We start from the raw sequence: 22,028 nt of genomic DNA on the forward strand, positions 1-22,028 counted from the left end.
GATGAGAATATCTATAATAACTGTTTCGTATAATAGTGGGAATACACTTTCAAATACAATTGAAAGTGTGTTGTCGCAGGGTTTCTCTGATATAGAGTATATAATAGTAGATGGCTGTTCAAAGGATGGTACTACGGCTATTATAAAAAGTGCTGAATCAAGTTTTAATGGACGTTTGAAATGGGTGTCAGAACCCGATAAAGGGCTTTATGATGCTATGAACAAAGGTATCAAGATGGCTACAGGAGATGTTATTGGTATCTTAAATTCTGATGATTTATTTTATGATTCCAATGTTTTGAGGGATATAGCTTTGGCTTTTGATGAAAATACAGATGCGCTTTTTGGCAATTTATATTTTGTTAAGTCTGATGACGTGCATTGCATAGTTCGTGCATGGAAGGGTAGTACTTATTCTTCTTTTAAGAAAGGTTGGCATCCTGCCCATCCTACTTTTTACGTTCGTCGGGAAGTTTATGAAAAATATGGAGGGTTTGATATATCGTTTGATGTGTCGGCAGATTTTGAACTTATGTTGCGTTTTATTGAGAAAAATCGTATCAGAACAAAATATTTGGATAGATATATGGTGAAAATGCGCATGGGGGGAGAAAGTACGAGGAATATAGCCAATATTATAAGAGGAAATAGAAATATAATTCGAGCTTTTCGTAAAAATGATATTCAGGTATCATGGGCATATCCTATATATCGTCTGTTTCCAAAAGTAGTAAGTTTGCTTCGGTATAAGTTAGGGCTAAAGAATGCCAATCTGTAAAACAATCAAACTAATTGTATTTTAATTTAAAAAGTGTATAGACTGCATGAAAAAAAAAGCATTAATCACTGGTATTACTGGGCAAGATGGTTCGTTCCTTGCTGAATTCTTAGTTGAAAAAGGATATGAGGTTCATGGTATTCTCCGCCGTTCTTCTTCATTCAATACAGCGCGTATTGAGCATCTTTATTTAGATGAATGGGTGCGTGATATGAAACAAAACCGTTTGATAAATCTCCATTACGGAGACATGACCGACAGTAGTTCGCTAATTCGGATTATTCAGTTGGTGCAACCAGACGAAATATATAATCTTGCTGCCCAAAGCCATGTAAAAGTAAGCTTCGATGTGCCTGAATATACTGCGGAAGCAGATGCGGTAGGTACGCTTCGTATGTTGGAGGCAGTACGTATTTTGGGTTTGGAAAATAAAACAAGAATTTATCAAGCTTCCACTTCAGAATTGTTTGGTAAAGTACAAGAAGTGCCCCAAAAAGAAACGACCCCTTTTTATCCACGTAGTCCGTATGGTGTGGCTAAACAGTATGGCTTTTGGATAACTAAGAATTATCGGGAGAGTTATGGAATGTTTGCTGTAAATGGTATTTTGTTTAATCATGAGAGTGAGAGAAGAGGTGAAACTTTCGTAACACGAAAGATTACGATTGCAGCTTCGCGCATAGCTCAAGGTTTGCAAGATAAATTATATTTGGGAAATTTAGATGCTCGTCGTGATTGGGGATATGCAAAGGACTATGTAGAATGTATGTGGCTAATTCTTCAACATGAAGTTCCAGAAGATTTTGTAATAGCTACTGGTGAGATGCATACGGTTCGTGAGTTTGCTACATTGGCTTTTAAAGAAGTTGGTATTGAGCTTCGTTGGGAAAATGAAGGAGTAGAGGAAAAGGGGATTGATATGAGGACAGGTAAAGTATTGGTTGAAGTTGATCCTAAATATTTTCGTCCTTGTGAGGTAGAACAGCTATTGGGCGATCCAACAAAAGCGAAGACTTTGTTAGGTTGGAATCCTACAAAAACATCTTTTTCTGAATTGGTGAAGATTATGATGACGCATGATATGCGATTTGTGAAGAAGTTGTATATCAAGAGCAAAATGGAAGAATGACAATGAATGTGAATTATAAAATTATTGATACACAGAAAATCGTCGATTATATTATATCTTTTCCGAATGGGATCTCGGTAGTTAATATCATCCTGTATTCTGGTGCGGATAAGTTGCGGGTATATCCTGCTCTGTTTGAACTGGAGCAAAGCGGGTGGTTGGAAGTGCTGAAAAGGGAAGAGCTTGGAGCGCCATTAATTGTTCGTAAGAAAAATGATTTAAGAGAAGATTAATGACAGGTAACAGCGGTTACTTTGTTTTAGGCAGCAGCCGGGATTGCTCTATATGAGGAGTGGTTCCGGCTGTTTGCCATACATTAATGATGTAGGAAGATGCATCATACAGGGTTCTGTGCGTAATTTGTTGTTTTATATATGTTTATAACTTTTTCTTAAAAAAAACTGCTCCTGGTGTACTTTTTCTTCATCATATTTGAAATTTTATCCTCACCTTTGCATCATCGTTGATCAGCGAAGTGAATTAAAACGGAATTTAAATCTCTAAATGAAAAAAGTATGAGTGTAATTTTTAGAACGGTGGAGAGACCGTCCGACCCTCGGGTTGAAAATTCTCCCAAAAAGTATTTTCCGCAGTTAATAACTTTAGGACAGACTGTAGATTTGGCGTTTATTGCTCAGAAGATGCAGGATCGTTCTTCACTTTCTATTGGTGATATCAAGAGTACCATGCAGAACTTTGTGGAGAAATTGAAAGAGCAGTTGTTGGAAGGTAAGACAGTGAATATTGCCGGGTTGGGTGTGTTTTTGCTGGCTGCTAAGTCGAAAGGAGAGGAAAAGGCAGAAGATGTGACTGCCAAGAGCGTGGACAGCGTTCGCATATTCTTTCAAGCCAATAAAGAGTTGAAGATAACCAAGACTGCTACGCGTGCTGGTGAAAAGTTGGATCTGGTCAGTTTGGACGATTATCTGAAAGGTCTATCAAACGTTCCTGCGGGAGGCGGCTCGGACGGTGGATCGGGAGATAATTCGGGCGATGGAGGGCTGGATGAGAATCCACTCGGATAAGGAGAGCTGAAAAGTAAAAGTTGAGAATGAAAATCAAAAGAATCGCTATGAAGAAAACGAATTGGAAGGTGATTTTTAAAGTGATTATTGCCGTTGCTACTGCCATCGCAGGTGTGATTGGAGGGCAGGCTATGACATTTTAAGTATAGTTGATAGACGAAGAGAAGCCGTTATCCGAGAAGTTGAAGTTCGGATAGCGGCTCTTTTTTATCTTACATCCGCCCCCCACATCAATTTATTGCGAAGTGTATCAAAGAACACATGATTGAAGCGCTTGATTACCTTAATGCTATAATCAGCCCGTGAGATTCGCAGACGGGTTGTTTCTTTGCAGGATTCACTACGACCGTCGATGGCAACCAGGAAACTGTGGCTACGGCTTTCTACGTCAAGAGTGATTTCCCAATCATCACAAATAACGATAGGGCGGACATTCAAACTATGCGGAGCCACCGGAGTGATAGCAATCGTTTTGCTATGAGGCACGATAACCGGACCACCGACACTCAACGAATAAGCCGTGGAACCGGTAGGGGTGGATACCACCAACCCGTCAGCCTGATAAGTGGTGAGATGGGCACCGTTGATAGCAGTATGAATGCTGATCATTGAAGAGCTATCACGTTTCAATACAGCAATTTCATTGAGTGCATAAGGCGATTCCATCAATTTTTTATCATCACAATGTAATTGCAACACGCTACGTTCTTCCACCTTGTAGTGGTTATTATAAATCTCATCGAAAGTCTCTTCCATCTCTTCCGGAGAAATGTCTGCCAGGAAACCGAGGCGACCGGTATTGATACCCAGAATGGGGATATTCTTTTTGCCTACCCGGCTGGCTGCTTTCAGGAACGTACCGTCGCCCCCGATACTGATGACCATATCTGCTGTAAAATCGTCTCCGTCAAAGAGTTCGGCGGAAGCGATAGTCATGTGCAGGTCGGAAGTCAGGAAGTTATAGAACTCCCTGCAAATGCAAAGCTGGGCATTACGCCGCTCCAACAAACGGAATAAAGTTTCCGCATGTGTTGATTTTTTTGCTTGGTAAGTATTTCCAAATATGGCAAATTTCATCGTCTGTACTTTCTTAATGAAATGCAAATATGGTGTTTTTTTCTCAGAACGCTGCCAATGTATCGCTATTATTTGTACATTTGCGGCAAACTATGATCCGAATTATGACTAGATTAAGTGTAAACATAAACAAGATTGCGACGTTGCGTAATGCGCGTGGAGGGGATGTCCCTAATGTGGTGAAAGTAGCACTGGATTGTGAAAGCTTTGGTGCGGAAGGAATTACCGTACATCCACGCCCTGATGAACGTCATATACGCCAGAGGGATGTATATGATCTTCGCCCGTTGCTTCGTACTGAATTTAATATCGAAGGATATCCCGCCCCCGAATTTATTGATCTGGTATTGAAAGTGAAGCCGCATCAGGTGACTCTGGTTCCGGATAGTCCGACTCAACTGACTTCTAATGCAGGCTGGGATACCAAGCAGAATCTGGAATTTCTGACCGAAGTACTCGAAACATTTAATGATGCAGGCATCCGTACTTCCGTATTTGTATCGGCGGATGCGGAGATGATAGAGTATGCTGCTAAAGCTGGTGCCGACCGGGTGGAACTCTATACCGAACCCTATGCGACCGCTTATCCGCAGAATAAGGAAGCCGCCGTTGCGCCTTTTGTAGAAGCCGCCAAAGTGGCACGTAGTCTGGGGCTGGGTCTGAATGCCGGACATGACCTGAGTTTGGTGAATCTGAATTATTTATATCAAAACATTCCATGGATGGATGAAGTCTCTATCGGACACTCGCTGATAAGCGATGCTCTGTATCTGGGATTGGAACGTACCATTCAGGAATATAAAAACTGTCTTCGTTGATGAATGCAATGTTGTTATTAGCCCAAGTGGCTCCGGCGCTGACCGATTCTATTGCGGGCGCCAATCCGGTATTAACTCCGGTAGCTGGTCCTGAAGAGATGAATTTATGGAGCATGGCTATCAAGGGTGGTTGGATTATGATCGTTCTTGGACTGCTGTCCATTCTTTGCTTCTACATCTTGTTCGAACGCAACTATGTGATCAGGAAGGCCGGCAAAGAGGATCCGATGTTCATGGATAAGATAAAGGATTATATCCTGGATGGAGAAATAAAAGCTGCCATAGCTTATTGCCGCAGCGTAAATACTCCGGCTGCCCGTATGATTGAAAAAGGTATCAGCCGTTTGGGACGTCCGGTGAATGATGTGCAGGCTGCCATTGAGAATGTGGGAAACATTGAGGTAGCGAAACTGGAAAAAGGATTGACGATTATGGCAACCATCTCCGGAGGTGCGCCGATGATTGGTTTCCTCGGTACGGTGACCGGTATGGTGCGTGCTTTCTACGAAATGGCCAATGCAGGTAACAACATCGATATTACATTGCTCTCGGGCGGTATCTACGAAGCTATGATCACTACGGTAGGTGGTTTGATCGTGGGTATTATTGCGATGTTTGCCTATAACTACCTCGTGACTCTGGTAGACGGCGTGGTGAATAAGATGGAGGCTAAAACCATGGCATTCATGGACCTCTTGAATGAACCCGCTTCCTAAATAATTAATAATTAGTAATTAATAATTGAACTAAGCGTGCTACAACGTAGAGCTAAAATATCGCCCAATTTCAGTATGGCATCCATGACGGACGTCATCTTTCTGTTGCTGATCTTTTTTATGATCACGTCTACGGTTGTTTCGCCGAACGCTATCAAGGTGTTGCTTCCGCAGGGAAAACAGCAGACGTCGGCTAAGCCCTTGACGCGAGTGATTATCGATAAGGACCTGAATTTTTATGCGGCGTTTGGAAATGATAAGGAGCAGGCGATTTCTTTGGAAGAATTGACTCCTTTCCTGCAATCGTGCGCTGCGAAAGAACCGGAAATGTATGTGGCGCTTTATGCTGATGAAGCTGTGCCTTACAGGGAAATCGTGAAAGTGCTGAATATTGCCAATGAGAATAAGTTCAAGATGGTGCTGGCTACACGCCCGCCTGAAGGGAAATAAATGTACGATGGGTAAATTGTACATTGTAAATGGTTAAATAGTAAATGGCAATGGTGGATCCGAAGAAGAAAGGCAAATATATAGGAATGGTAGGTGCGCTGCTGGTACATGTAGCGTTCATTCTCCTGTTGATACTGGTTGGCTTCGCTTTGCCGGAGCAGCAGGATGAAGACGGTATGCCGGTAATGCTGGGTGAAGTGCCCAATGCATTTGGAAGTGCTGATCCCTCTTTGGTGAAAGTGGATGTGATGCCTGAGACCGTTGCCCCTAAAGTGCAGGAGACGGTAGAACAGGAGATGCTTACCCAGGAGGATGAAGAAACCGTTGTTATCAAGCCCAAAGCGGAACCTAAAAAGGAAGAGGTAAAGAAGAAGCCGGAAAAGCCGGAGAAGACGGAAGCCGAGAAAGCGGAAGAAGCCCGGAAGTTGGCGGAAGCTAAAGCCGAGCGGGAACGCAGGGAGGCGGAAGAAGCTGCCCGTAAGAGGGTGGCAGGTGCCTTCGGAAAAGGAGCACAAATGGGAAGCAAAGGTACGACTGAGGGAACAGGTATCCAGGGAAGTCCCACCGGAAATGCGCCGGAAGGTGCGTCGAGCGGAACGGGAGGTTACGGAACTTTTGACCTCGGCGGACGTTCTATAGGACAAGGTGGTTTGCCGCGTCCGGCATATAATGTGCAGGATGAAGGGATTGTGGTGGTTTCTATTACTGTAAATCCGGCAGGACATGTTATTGCTACCAGTATTGACCGGAAGACCAATACCATAAATTCTGCCTTGCGGAAGGCAGCTGAAGATGCTGCTAAGAAAGCGCGTTTCAATGCTGTAAGCGGTTTGAATAACCAGACAGGAACGATAACATATTACTTTAAACTAAAATAATAAGGAGAACAATTATGGGTACAGTTTATGTTTTTTTTGCAGACGGATTTGAAGAAGTGGAAGCTTTCACCTCTGTGGATGTAATGAGACGTGCAGGGCTGAACGTGGAAATGATAACGGTGACTCCCGATGAGATAGTAACAGGTGCACATGATGTACCGGTGCTTTGCGATAAGAATGTAGTGAACTGTGATTTCTATGACGCAGATTTAGTTCTTTTACCCGGTGGAATGCCCGGAGCTGCTACTTTGGAGAAGTGCCCGGAACTTCGGAAACTGGTCTTGGATTTTGCTGAAAAGAATAAACCGATTGCTGCCATTTGTGCCGCTCCTATGATATTGGGTAAGCTTGGCTTGCTGAAAGGCCGCAAGGCAACTTGCTATCCCGGCTTCGAGCAATACCTGGAAGGGGCTGAATGTACAGGTGCTCCGGTGGAAAGAGACGGTAACATCATTACCGGAAAAGGACCGGGTGCTGCGATGGAATTTGCTCTGACGGTTGTAGATATGATGCTCGGAAAAGAGAAGGTACAGGAATTGAAAGAGGCAATGTGCGTCATCTAACTTTCATTTTTAATTTTTAATTGATGGAGTATGCTCTGATAGTTGCCGGTGGTAAAGGGTTGCGCATGGGAGGCGAACTTCCCAAACAGTTTCTGCCTATAGGTGGAAAACCTGTTTTGATGCGTACTTTGGAAGCCTTTTATGCCTACAATCCGGAGATACATATAATATTAGTGCTCCCGCATAGCCAGCAGTCTTATTGGACAGAGCTATGTGCGGAGCATTCTTTTTCTTTGCCGCATACAGTGGCGGACGGAGGTGAAACTCGCTTCCATTCGGTAAAGAATGGATTGGCTTATGTTACTACTCCGGGATTGGTTGGTGTCCATGATGGGGTACGCCCGTTTGTTTCCCAGGAAGTCATAGCCCGTTGTTATGAATTGGCTGCCGAAAAAAAGGCGGTGATTCCCGTGATAGATGTGGTGGAGACTGTACGCCATCTTAAAGGAGAAGAAAGCGTGACCGTCAGCCGGGATGAGTATAAATTGGTACAGACCCCCCAGGTGTTTGATGCCGATTTACTGAAACAGGCCTATGAACAACCTTATACTTCTTTCTTTACGGACGACGCTTCGGTAGTGGAAGCGATGGGAGTATCTGTATACCTCGCGGCAGGTAATCGGGAAAACATTAAAATTACGACTCCCTTTGATTTGAAAATAGCTGCTGCTTTGTTGGATTCATGTTTGATTTAGCTTCTCGTGACATAAAATACCTGTCGGGTGTAGGGCCGCAACGTGCCTCAGTACTCAATAAGGAATTGAATATCTATTCCCTTCACGACTTATTGTATTATTTCCCCTATAAATATGTAGACCGTAGCCGTATCTATTATATCCATGAGATAGACGGTACGATGCCTTATATCCAGTTGAAAGGCGAAATCCTGGGCTTTGAGACGATTGGAGAAGGTAGGCAGCGCCGTCTGATTGCCCATTTCTCGGATGGTACGGGGATTGTGGATTTAGTCTGGTTTCAGGGAATTAAATTTCTCGTCGGTAAGTATAAGGTACATCAGGAATATATTGTATTTGGTAAACCCAGCGTCTTCAACGGACGGATTAACATTGCTCATCCGGATATCGATAATGCTTCGGAACTGAAGCTCTCGACAATGGGATTGCAACCTTATTATAATACAACGGAGAAAATGAAGCGGAGTTCCCTCAATTCTCATGCAATAGAGAAGATGATGAGCGCCGTAGTGCAGCAACTCCGCGAACCGCTGCCCGAAACGCTTTCTCCCGCTATATTGACAGAACATCATTTGATGCCGCTGACGGAAGCCTTGATGAATATTCATTTTCCGGCAAATCCGGAATTGCTTCGTAAAGCGCAATATCGCTTGAAGTTTGAAGAACTTTTTTATGTACAGTTGAATATTCTCCGCTATGCCAAAGACAGGCAACGGAAATACCGTGGATATGTATTTGAAACGGTAGGAGAGATATTCAATACTTTCTATGCCAAGAATCTGCCTTTCGAACTGACCGGTGCCCAGAAGCGTGTACTGAAAGAAATACGCCGGGATGTGGGGAGCGGTAAGCAAATGAACCGTCTGTTGCAAGGGGATGTAGGTAGTGGAAAAACGTTGGTGGCACTGATGAGTATGCTGATAGCGTTGGATAACGGTTACCAGGCTTGTATGATGGCGCCTACCGAGATTCTGGCTAACCAGCATTTTGAAACAATCCGCGAGTTGTTGTACGGAATGGATATACGTGTGGAATTGCTAACCGGTTCTGTGAAAGGAAAAAAGCGGGAAGCCATTCTCACCGGTCTGTTGACAGGAGATGTACGAATACTGATCGGTACGCATGCCGTGATAGAGGATACCGTGAATTTCTCTTCACTGGGGCTGGTCGTGATAGATGAACAGCACCGTTTCGGTGTGGCACAACGCGCACGTTTATGGACTAAGAATGCACAGCCCCCTCATGTACTAGTCATGACAGCTACCCCTATTCCGCGTACGCTGGCCATGACATTATACGGTGATCTCGATGTTTCCGTCATTGATGAACTGCCGCCGGGACGTAAACCTATTGTGACCATTCATAAATATGATGCGCACCGTGTAAGCTTGTACCAATCCGTCCATAGGCAGATTGCAGAGGGCAGACAGGTATATATTGTATATCCTTTGATTAAGGAAAGTGAGAAAATCGATTTGAAGAACCTGGAAGAAGGCTACCTCCATATTTGTGAGGAATTTCCGGATTGTAAAGTCTGCAAAGTGCATGGCAAGATGAAAGCAGCTGAGAAGGATGCGCAGATGCAGCTTTTTGTTTCGGGCGAAGCACAGATAATGGTAGCGACTACTGTGATTGAGGTCGGCGTAAATGTACCGAATGCTTCCGTGATGATTATTGAGAATGCAGAGCGCTTCGGTTTGTCACAGCTCCATCAGTTGCGTGGTCGTGTAGGTCGTGGAGCAGAACAATCTTATTGTATTTTAGTGACCGGATACAAGTTGGTCGAGGAAACCCGCAAGCGCCTAGAAATTATGGTACGGACAAATGACGGCTTTGAAATAGCTGAAGCCGATCTGAAGCTACGAGGTCCCGGTGATTTGGAAGGCACACAGCAAAGCGGTATTGCCTTCGACCTGAAAATTGCCGATATAGCGCGCGATGGACAACTGCTGCAATATGTGCGCAATGTTGCTGAAGAAGTGGTGGATGCTGATCCTACCGGTATTCGTCCGGAGAATGAAATCCTGTGGCGCCAGCTAAAGGCACTTCGGAAAACTAACGTTAACTGGGCTTCCATTAGTTGAATAACGGTTAAACATACACTTTATTTGTATTTTTATGTTGTAAAACATGTTGGTCCTTATCTTGCCGATATACAGGGAGTTAGGAGGTGATTTAATATGTACCTTTTAGTCCCTTACCGAAAAAATAGTTAAGAACAGCCTTTTCATTTAGAGAAGAAATACTACCTTTGGGAGAATTTTTTAAAAGAATGACGAAACGGAATGAATTTCAATTGCATTAAAACGATCCTAATAGCTGCGACGGCAATGGTCAGCCTGAATTCTTTTTCTCAGGATTTGATTGCCCGACAAGCCCCCATCGACAGGAAACTAAAGAGCGTTGACTCGTTGGCTTTACAGAAACAGATACGTGCTGAACAATCTGCTTATCCAGGTCTAAGTCTATATCCGACTTGGAACAATGAGTATGTACAAGCTTATGGCGATGCTATCGTTCCTGAAAGCTATAAAGTGGACCTGACAGGTTTCTGTATGCCTACCACGCATACGAAGATTACCGATGTATTCGGTTATCGCCCCAGAAGACGCAGGATGCACTATGGCTTGGATGTTAAAGTATTCATCGGTGATACGATTCGAGCTGCTTTCGATGGTAAAGTACGCGTAGTAAAGAATCAGGGACGCCGTGGCTATGGTAAGTATATCGTTATTCGTCATGACAATGGACTGGAAACTGTTTACGGACACTTGTCCAAACAGATCGTAGAAATTAATCAATTGGTTAAAGCCGGAGAACCTATCGCTTTAGGTGGCAATACGGGACGTTCTACCGGTTCGCATCTTCACTTTGAAACCCGTTTCCTGGGAATTCCTATCGACCCCGCTTTAATGTTCGACTTTGAAAAGCAAGACGTTGTTGCTGATCATTATACTTTTACTAAGACCAAGACTTCAAAAGGAACTGCTCGCAGCATGGCTTCCGGTGAAGGTTTGTTCTATAAAGTGAAGAGTGGTGATACATTGTCTAAGATTGCATCCCGTCAGGGAGTATCTATTGACAAGCTCTGTCAGTTGAATCGCATTACACGGAAAACAATCTTACGTCCGGGACAGGTATTACGTTGTTCGTAAGATATCAATAAACCCATAAAGAAGAGGGCACTTTAATATAATTTAGAGTGCCCTCTTTTCTTTTTTCTTTAATTATTCCTACCTTTGCAACCAATTTGTAAGGAAATGAAAGATACCAAACAACAATTTGAGCATGTCATTGCCATCTGTCGTGATTTGTTCTCCAAGAAACTACATGATTACGGTCCGGCATGGCGTATTCTCCGTCCGGCTTCCGTGACTGACCAGATATTCATTAAAGCCAATCGTATCAGGAGTATTGAAACCAAAGGAGTGACGTTGGTGGACGAAGGAATACGTTCCGAGTTCATTGCGATAGTCAACTATGGTATTGTCGGATTGATACAGTTGGAACTGGGATATGCGGAATCAGCCGATATCACGAATGAAGAAGCAATGGCGTTGTATGACAAATATGCTAAAACTTCATTGGATCTGATGCTTGCTAAGAATCATGATTACGATGAGGCATGGCGCAGCATGCGTGTCAGTTCATACACTGATCTGATATTGATGAAAATCTACCGTACGAAACAGATTGAAAGCCTGTCAGGACAGACTTTGGTTTCGGAAGGAGTGGATGCTAATTATATGGACATGATTAATTATTCCGTATTCGGTTTGATTAAGATTGAATTTGGAGACTAAACAGAAACATATAATCTGGAAGAGCTGGGTGAATGTTTGCCGTTTTTTATTGGCGGCGGTATTCATCTTTTCCGGCTTTGTGAAGGCAGTCGATCCGTTAGGCTCTTTTTATAAGATTCAGGATTATCTGACGGCTTTCGGAATGGCCGCGTGGTTTCCTACATATTTGCAGCTACTGTTTGCCATCGTATTGTCGGCGTTGGAATTCTCCGTGGGAGTATTCCTGTTCTTCGGTATACGGCGGCGGTTTGCTACGACTCTGGCATTGTTGCTGATGATCGTGATGACACCGCTGACACTGTATCTGGCATTAGCGAATCCAGTGTCCGATTGTGGTTGTTTCGGTGATGCATGGGTGTTGACAAACTGGGAAACGTTTGGTAAGAATGTGGTATTGTTTATTGCAGCCGTATCTGTCTTCAAAGGTGGAAAACAAATCATTCGCTTTATTACGGCAAAGATGGCATGGATGGTTTCTATGTATACGTTCTTTTTCGTATTTGTGCTTTCGTTCTATTGTCTGGACAATCTGCCCATCCTTGATTTCCGTCCTTACAAAATCGGAAAGAATATCAAAGAAGGCATGGAAATACCCGAAGGAGCAAAACCCAGTGTGTTTGAGAGCAAGTTCATTCTGGAGAAGGACGGAAAAAAGCAGGAATTTACACTGGATAATTACCCGGATAGCACATGGACGTTTGTTGAAACACGTACGGTGTTGAAGGAAAAAGGATACGAGCCTCCGATTCACGACTTCTCTATTGTAAGTCTGGAAACCGGAGAGGATTTGACCGATAGCATTTTATCAGATAAGGGATATACATTCCTGTTAGTAGCTCATCGTATTGAAAATGCTGACGATAGCAATATAGACCTTATTAACGAGATCTATGATTATAGTGTGGAGCATGGGTACGGCTTTTATGCCCTGACTTCTTCGCCGGAGGAACAAATAGAGTTGTGGCGTGACAAGACCGGTGCAGAATATCCTTTCTGCCAGATGGACGACATCACTTTGAAGACCATTATTCGTTCCAATCCCGGACTGATGCTGATAAAGGATGGTGTCATTCTGAATAAGTGGAGTGATAACAGCTTGCCGGATGAATACGTGCTGACGGATAGTCTGGATAAACTGGAACTCGGTCAGCAGAAACAAGAAAGTGATTTGCGCACGATTGGTTACGTTCTTTTGTGGTTTATCATTCCGTTGCTGATGGTTATCGGCGTGGATATTCTGGTTGTGAAGCGCAGGGAAAAGAAGAGAGCGAAAAATAAAGTGATTAGCGATGGAGTGATGGGTGATAAGCAAGAGCTTTCTCAGCCATAAACCACAAATTATAAATTAAAAATACATTAACCCTTTTAATAAATAAAAAACAAAATGAGAAAAAACATTGTTGCAGGAAACTGGAAAATGAACAAAACCCTTCAGGAGGGTATTGCTCTTGCAAAAGAACTGAATGAAGTATTGGCTAACGAAAAGCCTAACTGTGATGTAGTCATCTGTACTCCTTTTATCCACCTGGCATCGGTTACTCCGTTGGTAGACCCTGCTAAGATTGGCGTAGGTGCTGAAAACTGTGCTGATAAAGAATCAGGTGCTTACACTGGTGAAGTTTCAGCTGCTATGGTTGCTTCTACAGGTGCTAAATATGTAATCCTGGGTCACTCAGAACGTCGTGCTTACTATGGCGAAACAGTTGCCATCCTGGAAGAAAAAGTTAAATTGGCTTTGGCTAATGGCCTGACTCCGATCTTCTGTATCGGTGAAGTGTTGGAAGAACGCGAAGCTAACAAGCAGAATGAAGTAGTTGCCGCTCAGTTGGCTTCTGTATTCTCCCTGTCTGCTGAAGATTTTTCTAAGATCGTATTGGCTTACGAACCGGTTTGGGCTATCGGTACAGGTAAAACTGCTACTCCCGACCAGGCTCAGGAAATCCACGCTTTCATCCGTTCATTAGTTGCTGACAAGTACGGTAAGGAAGTTGCTGACAACTGCTCTATCCTTTACGGTGGTAGCGCTAAACCGTCTAACGCTAAGGAATTGTTCGCTAATCCTGACGTTGATGGCGGCTTGATCGGTGGTGCAGCTCTGAAGGTAGCAGACTTCAAAGGTATCATTGATGCTTTTAATTAATAGATAATGGAAGACTGATAATTGATAACCGGTGAAGTGCCGGTTGTCGGTTATCAGTCTCTATAATCATATTATCAATCGTCTATTATTATATTATTCATTATGAAGAAGCTTGGTTTACTTTTAATTGCATGCTTTGCTTTCGCCGCTTTTGCTTCGGCGCAGAATAACATTGTGAAGAGTTTGGAACGCAATGTGCCGGGACAGGGTAAGGTAACCATCCATCAGGATGCCCGCATCGAGGCCTTGATAGGTCAGGAATATATCCCCAACGGAACGGAGAACAGAGTGCTTAAAAGTCAGGGTTTCCGTGTACAGGTGTATGCCGGAAACAATACCAGTAGAGCCAAGAACGAAGCTCACGCTGTGGGCTCACGAATCAAAGAATATTTCCCGGAACTTTCTGTTTATACCTCTTTCAACTCTCCCCGCTGGCTGTGCCGTGTAGGAGACTTCCGCAGTATTGAAGAAGCAGATGCCATGATGCGCCAGTTGCGTGCTACAGGCGTATTCAAAGAAGTTTCTATTGTGAAAGAGCAGATAAACATCCCCTTATAAAAACTTACTCATGTTAGGAAAAGAAGAAATCGTATCTCCTGCACTGGATGAACTAAAAGAACACTATCAGCGTATTATAACTTTATTGGGCGAAGATGCCGAACGCGAAGGACTACTGAAAACCCCCGAACGTGTAGCAAAGGCTATGCTGAGTTTGACAAAAGGCTATTTCATGGACCCGCACGAAGTGCTCCGCTCTGCCAAGTTCAAGGAAGAATACAGTCAGATGGTGATTGTGAAAGACATTGATTTCTTCTCACTTTGCGAACACCACATGCTTCCGTTCTACGGAAAAGCACACGTGGCTTATATCCCCAATGGTTACATTACAGGGCTGAGCAAGATTGCCCGTGTAGTGGACATCTTCTCCCATCGCCTTCAGGTGCAGGAACGCATGACGCTCCAGATTAAAGAATGTATCCAGGAAACACTGAATCCTCTGGGTGTAATGGTGGTTGTGGAAGCCAAGCACATGTGTATGCAGATGCGTGGGGTTGAAAAGCAAAATTCCATAACGACCACTTCCGATTTTACAGGTGCTTTCAATCAGGCAAAGACTCGTGAAGAGTTTATGAATCTCATTCGTCAGAATTCATTTACATAACAGTCCCGTACGTTATTTCATGAAAGGAAACTGCAGTTCCCATGAAGGGAAATTGTTGTTTCCATTAAAGGAAACGCGCGTTCCCTTTAGGAGAAACCGTCGTTCTCATTAGGGGAAACTGTCGTTTCTGCATGAGGGAACTATCGTTCTCATTAGGAGTAAGGTGATTTAACCGAGTACAACTCTGTCTCCCAACCGTTTGGCCATAATACTTTTGATCTCACGCAGTTCTGAGTAGCGTTTCATGATAGAGGTACATTGTTCTTCATCATTGGCTACGGCAGGGTCTTGCAAGGCATACATCATGTGTTTCATTTCTTCACTGATGATGGCGAACTTGAAATTAATCATGAGCGTAGGCACCAATTCAAATAGGCGTTCCTCGTCGGTCACTAACCTTTGGGCTTTGGAGTGATACTTACTCAGTTGGTAGCGATCGGCAATCAACTCTGTACTTAGTTTACTGATAATAGGGTCGGGATGTGCCAGGAAATACCGTTCTGCGGTGAATCCTTCATTATGTATATGCTCTGCCGCTTCTGTCAACATCTGCCTGTGCAGCGGGTTGTGGAAAGCCAGCTCATCCTCCTTTAAGTCATTGACTATGTATTCCGTTACCGTAATGGGAATTTCTTTCCCTTCCTCATCGGGAACGTTGCATAATACTTTCTCTCCGTAGCGTACTACCATTTGCAGGATAAGGCGCTCGTATTTGTAGAATTCCTGTCCTTCTTTTCCTTCTTGCGGGATATAAGATACGTATTCGGCAGCTTCCGGTGGAAGCGGTGTACCACCGTCAGGCATTTCTCTATCCATGGGATAAGGAGGCATGTCTTCAGGGTAGGGTGGTTGCATTCCGTCGGGAAGCGGTGCTTGTGCAGCGTCGCGGGCTGCATTATTCTTTCTTGTTTCCCGGTTTCTTTGTTCCGCCTGCTTCTCAGCCTGCGTTTCGCGTCGTTTGGCAACTTCCGAAACCAATAGCTTGTCTTCTATACGAAGCAGTTGGCTACATTCTTTAATATATACATCGCGGACAATTGCTTCAGGAATAATAGATATACTTTGTACAAGATTACCGATTAATTCAGCACGCTTGATAGGATCTTTTCCTGCATCTTCCAGCAGAAGATTGGTTTTGAAACGTATAAAGTCAGTTTCATTATCTTGTATGAATTTCTGGAATTCCGTAGCGTTGTGCTTGCGTGCGAAGGAGTCCGGATCTTCCCCGTCGGGAAGTAGGCAAACCTTGATATTCATTCCTTCTTCCAGCAGCATGTCGATACCACGGAGAGAAGCCTTGATACCTGCCACGTCACCGTCATAGAGTACCGTAATGTTATTGGTGAAGCGGTGAATGAGCTTAATTTGTCCCGGAGTCAGTGCTGTACCCGAAGAAGCTACCACATTCTCCACACCAGACTGGTGCATGGAAATAACGTCCGTGTATCCTTCCACCAGGAAGCAACGGTCTTGTTTCACAATCGCTTGTTTGGCAAAATAAATGCCATACAGTTCACTACTCTTATGATAGATTTCCGATTCGGGAGAATTGACATATTTAACCTTGACTCCCTTCGTCGCGCTGCTAAGCACGCGCCCGCCAAAAGCGACCACCTTACCGGAAAGTGTGTGCACCGGAAAAATAACACGTCCCCAAAAACGGTCACGCAAGCGGTGATCGTCCGTTTCGTAACAAAGCCCTGTCTTGACAAGGTATTCTTTCTTGAATCCCTTCTTTATGGCTTCCTGAGCCATGGCATCGTGACTTTCGGTGCAATAACCTAACTGGAACTTTTCGATGATATCATCCCGGAAACCACGATTACGGAAGTATGCCATACCAATGCTACGTCCGTCCACATGGTTTTTAAGTATATTTTGGAAGTAATCACGTGCAAAGTTATTCACGATGAACAGACTTTCACGTTCGCTCTGCATCAACTTCTCTTCGCTGGACAGTTCGCGCTCCTTGATTTCGATACCGTATTTCTTTGCCAGATATTTCAGAGCTTCGGGGTAACTCATCTGCTCATGCTCCATAATGAAGTGCACCGCATTGCCACCCTTACCGCAGGAAAAGCATTTGCACAACCCTTTGGAAGGCGATACATAGAAAGATGGTGTCTTGTCATCATGGAATGGACACAAGCCTACATAATTCACACCTCGCTTGCGCAACGTAACGAAGTCCGATACAATGTCTACAATCTGTGCGGCATCCAGAATTCTGTCTATGGTAGGTTGGTCTATCATTGGATAATTGTTTTTGCGAATGCAAAGATAAAAAAAATCCCCCGTTGAGGACGAGGGAACCTAATGTTTTCACAACGGAATAATCCTTATTGTGATTTGCTTCATTTTAGTCTGACAAATATATGAAATAAATTGGGAAAAGCAATAGAATATAGAAAGTTTTTTACTATATTTGACAAAACATCAAAATAATATCATGAAAAAAATATTAGGATTAGATTTAGGTTGCAATAGCATTGGTTGGGCATTGGTCAATGAGGCTGAAAATACTGAGGAAATATCGTCTATTATCAAACTTGGTGTAAGAGTGAATCCTTTGACAGTGGATGAAATGCAGAATTTTGAAAAAGGAAAAAGTATTACCACGAATGCTGACAGAACTCTTAAAAGAAGTATGCGTCGTAATTTGCAACGTTATAAATTGCGTCGTGACACTCTCATTGAAGTGTTAAAAGAGCACGGTTTCATAACAGATAGCACTTTACTTTCTGAACATGGTAATAAAACAACATTTGAAACATATCGTCTAAGAGCGAAAGCTGCAGTTGAAGAAATTTCATTAGAGAAGTTTGCTCGAGTGTTACTGATGATTAACAAGAAACGTGGTTATAAAAGTAGCCGAAAAGCCAAAGGAAGTGAAGATGGTGTATTGATTGATGGTATGGATGTAGCTAGAAAACTTTATGAAGAGGGCTTGACCCCAGGGGAACTCTGCCTACAAATACTTGAAGCTGGAAAAAAAAATCTACCGGATTTTTATCGTTCTGATTTACAGAATGAGTTTGACAGGATTTGGAACTTCCAAAAGCAGTTTAATCCGGAATTATTTTGTGATGCAGTGAAAGAAGAAGTTAGAGGTAAAAATCGTAGTCAGACTTGGGCCATTCTAGTAAAGTTCTTTGTTTGGTCAGAAAAAGAAGCTGTTTGGAATGAGAAAGAGGCAAGGACAGAAGAAAGAGTAAAGGAGTATAAGCTTGTCGGTCTTAAACGAGATACCAAAGGGAATGAATTAAAATTGGAAAATTATCGTTGGCGTGTACAAGCTCTTTCTGAACAACTAAATCCGGAAATAGTTGCTATTGTACTACAAGAAATCAATGGTCAGATAAGTGCTTCTAGTGGTTATCTGGGGGCAATCAGCGATCGTAGTAAGCAGCTTTACTTCAATCGTCAGACGGTTGGACAGTATTTGATGTCTGAGTTGGAAAAAGACCCTAATGTAAGTTTACGCAACCGAGTGTTCTATCGGCAAGATTATTTGGATGAATTTGACAGGATATGGGAGAAGCAGGCTGAGTTTCATGAGGAGTTGACTGTGGAACTAAAGAAAGAAATTCGTGACATCATTATTTTTTATCAACGTCGTCTGAAGAGTCAAAAAGGATTAATAAGTTTCTGCGAATTTGAGAAGCGAGAAGTTGTAGTAGAAGAGGATGGCAGAAAAAAAAATAAGACAGTGGGTTGCCGAGTGATTCCCCGTTCGCATCCGTTATTCCAAGAGTTCAAAATATGGCAGACCTTGAATGATATTGAAGTTTTTGCGTGGGATAAACAGAGTAAACGCAAGAAAGCGGATAAATCTTCTATATTGTTTGATAACTCGGAAGATGCTTTGCTCGTAGAAGGAAAACGGTTTTTGTATCAGGAAGAAAAAGAGTTGCTAGCTAAGGAACTTTTTGTAAAAGAGAGTATGAAAAAGGCTGAGGTTCTGAAACTGTTGTTCGAAAATTACCAGGAACTGGATCTGAATTTTAAGCAGATTGATGGTAATCATACAGGATTTGCTCTTTTCTCAGCATATAGCAAGATGATTGAGAAGTATGGTTATGAACCTGTGGATTTTAAGAAATCTGCAGATGAGATTATAGAAAAGCTGGAAACCATATTCACTAATTTAGGATGGAATACAGAACTACTTTCTATTGATTTGAGTAAAGAGGATAAAGAACTTGAGAGGCAGTCTTATTTCAGACTTTGGCATTTATTGTATTCTTTTGAGGGGGATAATACACCGACTGGGAATGGTAAACTGCTTGAGAAAATTATGCAACTTTGTGACGTGGAAAAAGAGTATGCTGTAGAACTTGCTAATGTGTCATTTCAAGAAGATTACGGAAGTCTGAGTGCAAAGGCTATTAAAAAGATACTACCTTATTTGAAAGAAGGTAATCAATATGACGTTGCATGTGACTATGCGGGGTATCGTCATTCCAAATCCTCATTGACCAAAGATGAAATAGAAAATAAGATATTGAAGGACAAATTGGAAATTCTTCCCAAGAATAGCCTGCGTAACCCTGTGGTTGAAAAGATTTTGAACCAAATGGTTAATCTGATTAATACACTCATTGATACCTATGGTAAACCTGATGAAATTCGTGTGGAACTAGCCCGTGAACTAAAGAAAAATGCTAAAGAACGAGAAGAATTAACAAAATCCATAGCACGAAATACTCGTGAACATGATGAAATCCGTCAGTTACTGCGAACAGAATTTGGCATGATGAATGTTAGCCGTAATGATATTATACGTTATAAACTCTATGAAGAATTAAAAGATAACGGGTATAAGACTTTGTATTCTAATGAGTATATTCCGAGAGAAAAAATATTCAGTAAAGAGATTGATATTGAACATGTCATTCCGCAAGCTCGCCTTTTCGATGATTCACTGTCTAATAAAACTTTGGAATACAGGGCTATCAATATAGAAAAAGGTAATAAGACGGCTTATGATTTTGTAAAAGAGAAATATGGAAATGATGGTTTAGAGAAGTTTCTCAATCGTTGCGAGACCTTATTCAAGGATAAAAGGACAAAGCTTAGGAAATTAAAAATGGAAGAGAAAGATATTCCGGAAGGATTTATCGATCGGGATTTGCGGAATACGCAGTATATCTCCAAGAAAGCTTTTGCTATGTTGAATGAAATTAGTCGCAGAGTGGTGGCTACTACTGGTTCCATAACTGATAAATTGCGTGAGGATTGGCAACTTGTGGATCTTATGAAAGAATTGAATCTGCCTAAATATGAAAAGCTTGGTATGGTAGAGATGTTTGAGGACAAAGATGGGAGAAAGATCAAAAAAATAACGGACTGGACTAAGAGAAATGACCATCGGCATCATGCGGTGGATGCTCTGACGGTAGCTTTCACAAAAGATGTATTTATTCAATTCTATAATAATAAGAATGCTGCCTGGATGCCCGCCTCCAAGGAACATGCTAATATTACAGGTATAAAGGCTCGTTACTTTGAAAATGGAAAGGCTCTTGCTCCCATGCCTTTGGCGCAATTTCGCGCCGAGGCGAAACGCCATTTGGAAAACTTGTTGGTATCTATCAAGGCTAAAAATAAGGTAATTACTTCTAATGTAAACCGTACAAAGAACAAAAATGGTGAAAACAGGAAACTGCAACAAACACCGCGAGGACAGCTACATTTAGAAACTGTTTATGGAAGTCATCGGCAATATGCCACGAAAATAGAAAAGGTGAATGCTGCTTTTGATGCTGCTAAGATTGCTACTGTAAGTAAGCTTGCTTATCGGAATGCTTTACTAAAACGTTTGGAGGCTTTTGGAAATGATCCAAAGAAAGCATTTACTGGTAAAAATACATTGGAAAAGAATCCACTCTATCTTGATGAGAATCAAACAGAAATGGTTCCGGAAAAAGTACAGACGGTAGAGTTTGAAACTGTTTATACTATACGAAAGCCGATTGATCCCAATTTAAGTATAGATAAGGTGATAGATGTGAAAATTCGTAGTGTCTTGGAAAAAAGGCTAAAAGAGTATGGTGGAGATGCCAAAAAGGCATTCGTCAACTTGGATGAAAATCCAATATGGCTGAATGAAGCTAAAGGAATATCGATTAAACGCGTGAGTATTCGAGGCATTAGCAATGCTCAATCGCTGCATGAAAAGAAAGATAAAGATGGTAACTTGATTTTGGGCAAAGAAGGAAGAAAAATCCCAGTGGATTTTGTGAATACTGGTAACAATCATCATGTGGCTATCTATAAAAAGCCTGTCTTGGACAAAGTGGGACAGATAGTACTTGATGAAGAAGGTAATCCGAAGTATGAACTTGATGAAGTAGTGGTTTCTTTCTTTGATGCGGTGACACGGGCAAACCTTGGTCAACCTATTATAGATAAGGATTATAGAAGAATTGAAGGATGGCAGTTTCTGTTTAGTATGAAGCAAAATGAATATTTTGTATTTCCCAATGAGAAGACAGGATTCAATCCCAAAGAGGTAGATTTGTTGAATCCGGAGAATTATGCATTGATAAGTCCTAATTTGTTTAGGGTACAAAAGTTTGCCTATAAAAACTATGTTTTTAGACATCATTTGGAAACTACTATTAAAGATACAAGTTCAACTCTAAAAGGTATAACATGGACTGATTTTCGTAGTTCAAAAGGGTTAGATAAAATAGTGAAAGTTAGAGTTGATCATATTGGGCAAATAGTATCGATTGGTGAGTATTAAAAATATAGGGTAATGAATAATATTAGTTGTTTCAAGATAAGAA

21 protein-coding genes are annotated in these 22,028 nt (G+C 42.3%); 19 read left to right on the top strand and 2 right to left on the bottom strand.

What is annotated here, in order from left to right; translation table 11 throughout:
* Position 1 precedes the first annotated feature (1 nt).
* The 5 genes from K429_RS0102210 (at position 2) to K429_RS30165 (ending at position 3,075) form a co-directional block, all read left to right on the top strand.
* Positions 2-778: a glycosyltransferase family 2 protein gene (locus K429_RS0102210; RefSeq protein WP_025725900.1), complete on the top strand. Its 777-nt coding sequence runs from the start codon at positions 2-4 to the stop codon at positions 776-778.
* 46 nt (positions 779-824) lie between these two features.
* Positions 825-1,907: a GDP-mannose 4,6-dehydratase gene (gmd, locus tag K429_RS0102215; RefSeq protein ID WP_025725901.1), complete on the top strand. Its 1,083-nt coding sequence runs from the start codon at positions 825-827 to the stop codon at positions 1,905-1,907.
* Positions 1,908-1,909: 2 nt separating this feature from the next.
* Positions 1,910-2,140, top strand: a complete 231-nt coding sequence (locus tag K429_RS0102220; protein ID WP_025725902.1) for a hypothetical protein — start codon at positions 1,910-1,912, stop codon at positions 2,138-2,140.
* A gap of 282 nt (positions 2,141-2,422) precedes the next feature.
* A complete protein-coding gene (locus K429_RS0102225) occupies positions 2,423-2,932 on the top strand; it encodes an HU family DNA-binding protein (protein ID WP_007210068.1) in 510 nt (169 codons plus the stop codon).
* Between the two features lie 47 nt (positions 2,933-2,979).
* Entirely contained in the window at positions 2,980-3,075 is a 96-nt protein-coding gene (locus tag K429_RS30165) for a smalltalk protein (protein ID WP_007218802.1), read from the top strand.
* A 64-nt stretch (positions 3,076-3,139) separates the two neighbouring features.
* Here K429_RS30165 and K429_RS0102235 read toward each other — a convergent pair whose 3' ends face one another.
* Entirely contained in the window at positions 3,140-4,009 is an 870-nt protein-coding gene (locus K429_RS0102235; protein ID WP_007218803.1) for an NAD kinase, read from the bottom strand.
* Between the two features lie 104 nt (positions 4,010-4,113).
* Between K429_RS0102235 and K429_RS0102240 the strand changes: the two genes are divergently transcribed.
* The 13 genes from K429_RS0102240 (at position 4,114) to folE (ending at position 15,234) form a co-directional block, all read left to right on the top strand.
* Entirely contained in the window at positions 4,114-4,827 is a 714-nt protein-coding gene (locus K429_RS0102240; protein ID WP_025725903.1) for a pyridoxine 5'-phosphate synthase, read from the top strand.
* Entirely contained in the window at positions 4,827-5,543 is a 717-nt protein-coding gene (locus K429_RS0102245; protein ID WP_025725904.1) for a MotA/TolQ/ExbB proton channel family protein, read from the top strand. Before K429_RS0102240 ends, K429_RS0102245 begins: the two co-directional genes overlap by 1 nt.
* A gap of 75 nt (positions 5,544-5,618) precedes the next feature.
* Entirely contained in the window at positions 5,619-5,993 is a 375-nt protein-coding gene (locus K429_RS0102250) for a biopolymer transporter ExbD (RefSeq protein WP_007210072.1), read from the top strand.
* A gap of 50 nt (positions 5,994-6,043) precedes the next feature.
* Positions 6,044-6,871, top strand: coding sequence for a TonB family protein (locus K429_RS0102255; protein ID WP_007218805.1), 828 nt, complete (start codon positions 6,044-6,046; stop codon positions 6,869-6,871).
* Positions 6,872-6,885: 14 nt separating this feature from the next.
* The gene (locus K429_RS0102260; protein WP_007210074.1) at positions 6,886-7,434 is read left to right on the top strand and encodes a DJ-1 family glyoxalase III; all 549 of its coding nucleotides are present in this window, start codon (positions 6,886-6,888) and stop codon (positions 7,432-7,434) included.
* Positions 7,435-7,454: 20 nt separating this feature from the next.
* A complete protein-coding gene (locus tag K429_RS0102265) occupies positions 7,455-8,129 on the top strand; it encodes a 2-C-methyl-D-erythritol 4-phosphate cytidylyltransferase (RefSeq protein WP_025725906.1) in 675 nt (224 codons plus the stop codon).
* Entirely contained in the window at positions 8,117-10,213 is a 2,097-nt protein-coding gene (gene recG / locus K429_RS0102270; RefSeq protein ID WP_007210076.1) for an ATP-dependent DNA helicase RecG, read from the top strand. Before K429_RS0102265 ends, recG begins: the two co-directional genes overlap by 13 nt.
* Positions 10,214-10,414: 201 nt before the next feature.
* A complete protein-coding gene (locus tag K429_RS0102275) occupies positions 10,415-11,284 on the top strand; it encodes a M23 family metallopeptidase (RefSeq protein ID WP_007210077.1) in 870 nt (289 codons plus the stop codon).
* A gap of 105 nt (positions 11,285-11,389) precedes the next feature.
* The gene (locus tag K429_RS0102280; protein ID WP_007210078.1) at positions 11,390-11,932 is read left to right on the top strand and encodes a DUF1599 domain-containing protein; all 543 of its coding nucleotides are present in this window, start codon (positions 11,390-11,392) and stop codon (positions 11,930-11,932) included.
* Positions 11,922-13,262, top strand: coding sequence for a BT_3928 family protein (locus K429_RS0102285; protein WP_025725907.1), 1,341 nt, complete (start codon positions 11,922-11,924; stop codon positions 13,260-13,262). Before K429_RS0102280 ends, K429_RS0102285 begins: the two co-directional genes overlap by 11 nt.
* 54 nt (positions 13,263-13,316) lie before the next feature.
* The gene (tpiA, locus tag K429_RS0102290) at positions 13,317-14,072 is read left to right on the top strand and encodes a triose-phosphate isomerase (protein WP_025725908.1); all 756 of its coding nucleotides are present in this window, start codon (positions 13,317-13,319) and stop codon (positions 14,070-14,072) included.
* Between the two features lie 102 nt (positions 14,073-14,174).
* Positions 14,175-14,630 carry an SPOR domain-containing protein gene (locus K429_RS0102295; RefSeq protein WP_007210081.1) on the top strand — a complete coding sequence of 152 codons (456 nt, stop codon included), beginning with the start codon at positions 14,175-14,177 and terminating at the stop codon, positions 14,628-14,630.
* 10 nt (positions 14,631-14,640) lie between these two features.
* A complete protein-coding gene (gene folE, locus K429_RS0102300) occupies positions 14,641-15,234 on the top strand; it encodes a GTP cyclohydrolase I FolE (RefSeq protein WP_007210082.1) in 594 nt (197 codons plus the stop codon).
* A gap of 168 nt (positions 15,235-15,402) precedes the next feature.
* On the opposite strand, the gene dnaG is transcribed toward folE, so the two are convergent.
* A complete protein-coding gene (dnaG, locus tag K429_RS0102305) occupies positions 15,403-17,487 on the bottom strand; it encodes a DNA primase (protein ID WP_025725909.1) in 2,085 nt (694 codons plus the stop codon).
* Between the two features lie 196 nt (positions 17,488-17,683).
* Between dnaG and cas9 the strand changes: the two genes are divergently transcribed.
* Complete coding sequence (gene cas9, locus K429_RS0102310) at positions 17,684-21,985, top strand: type II CRISPR RNA-guided endonuclease Cas9 (protein ID WP_025725910.1); 4,302 nt, start codon at positions 17,684-17,686, stop codon at positions 21,983-21,985.
* Positions 21,986-22,028: the final 43 nt, after the last annotated feature.

Origin of the sequence: Bacteroides sp. 14(A) (assembly GCF_000526555.1) — a bacterium.
Classification (GTDB): Bacteria; Bacteroidota; Bacteroidia; order Bacteroidales; family Bacteroidaceae; genus Bacteroides; species Bacteroides cellulosilyticus.

What these genes read in the sequence shown, in the direction of transcription:
- K429_RS0102250 (WP_007210072.1), top strand. Translation starts at nt 5,619, where the DNA reads ATGGCATCCATGACGGACGTCATCTTTCTGTTGCTGATCTTTTTTATG.
- cas9 (WP_025725910.1), top strand. Translation starts at nt 17,684, where the DNA reads ATGAAAAAAATATTAGGATTAGATTTAGGTTGCAATAGCATTGGTTGG.
- K429_RS30165 (WP_007218802.1), top strand. Translation starts at nt 2,980, where the DNA reads ATGAAGAAAACGAATTGGAAGGTGATTTTTAAAGTGATTATTGCCGTT.
- tpiA (WP_025725908.1), top strand. Translation starts at nt 13,317, where the DNA reads ATGAGAAAAAACATTGTTGCAGGAAACTGGAAAATGAACAAAACCCTT.
- K429_RS0102295 (WP_007210081.1), top strand. Translation starts at nt 14,175, where the DNA reads ATGAAGAAGCTTGGTTTACTTTTAATTGCATGCTTTGCTTTCGCCGCT.
- folE (WP_007210082.1), top strand. Translation starts at nt 14,641, where the DNA reads ATGTTAGGAAAAGAAGAAATCGTATCTCCTGCACTGGATGAACTAAAA.
- recG (WP_007210076.1), top strand. Translation starts at nt 8,117, where the DNA reads ATGTTTGATTTAGCTTCTCGTGACATAAAATACCTGTCGGGTGTAGGG.
- K429_RS0102220 (WP_025725902.1), top strand. Translation starts at nt 1,910, where the DNA reads ATGAATGTGAATTATAAAATTATTGATACACAGAAAATCGTCGATTAT.
- K429_RS0102240 (WP_025725903.1), top strand. Translation starts at nt 4,114, where the DNA reads ATGACTAGATTAAGTGTAAACATAAACAAGATTGCGACGTTGCGTAAT.
- K429_RS0102210 (WP_025725900.1), top strand. Translation starts at nt 2, where the DNA reads ATGAGAATATCTATAATAACTGTTTCGTATAATAGTGGGAATACACTT.
- K429_RS0102255 (WP_007218805.1), top strand. Translation starts at nt 6,044, where the DNA reads ATGGTGGATCCGAAGAAGAAAGGCAAATATATAGGAATGGTAGGTGCG.
- dnaG (WP_025725909.1), bottom strand. Translation starts at nt 17,487, where the DNA reads ATGATAGACCAACCTACCATAGACAGAATTCTGGATGCCGCACAGATT.
- K429_RS0102275 (WP_007210077.1), top strand. Translation starts at nt 10,415, where the DNA reads ATGAATTTCAATTGCATTAAAACGATCCTAATAGCTGCGACGGCAATG.
- K429_RS0102225 (WP_007210068.1), top strand. Translation starts at nt 2,423, where the DNA reads ATGAGTGTAATTTTTAGAACGGTGGAGAGACCGTCCGACCCTCGGGTT.
- K429_RS0102245 (WP_025725904.1), top strand. Translation starts at nt 4,827, where the DNA reads ATGAATGCAATGTTGTTATTAGCCCAAGTGGCTCCGGCGCTGACCGAT.
- K429_RS0102235 (WP_007218803.1), bottom strand. Translation starts at nt 4,009, where the DNA reads ATGAAATTTGCCATATTTGGAAATACTTACCAAGCAAAAAAATCAACA.
- K429_RS0102260 (WP_007210074.1), top strand. Translation starts at nt 6,886, where the DNA reads ATGGGTACAGTTTATGTTTTTTTTGCAGACGGATTTGAAGAAGTGGAA.
- K429_RS0102280 (WP_007210078.1), top strand. Translation starts at nt 11,390, where the DNA reads ATGAAAGATACCAAACAACAATTTGAGCATGTCATTGCCATCTGTCGT.
- gmd (WP_025725901.1), top strand. Translation starts at nt 825, where the DNA reads ATGAAAAAAAAAGCATTAATCACTGGTATTACTGGGCAAGATGGTTCG.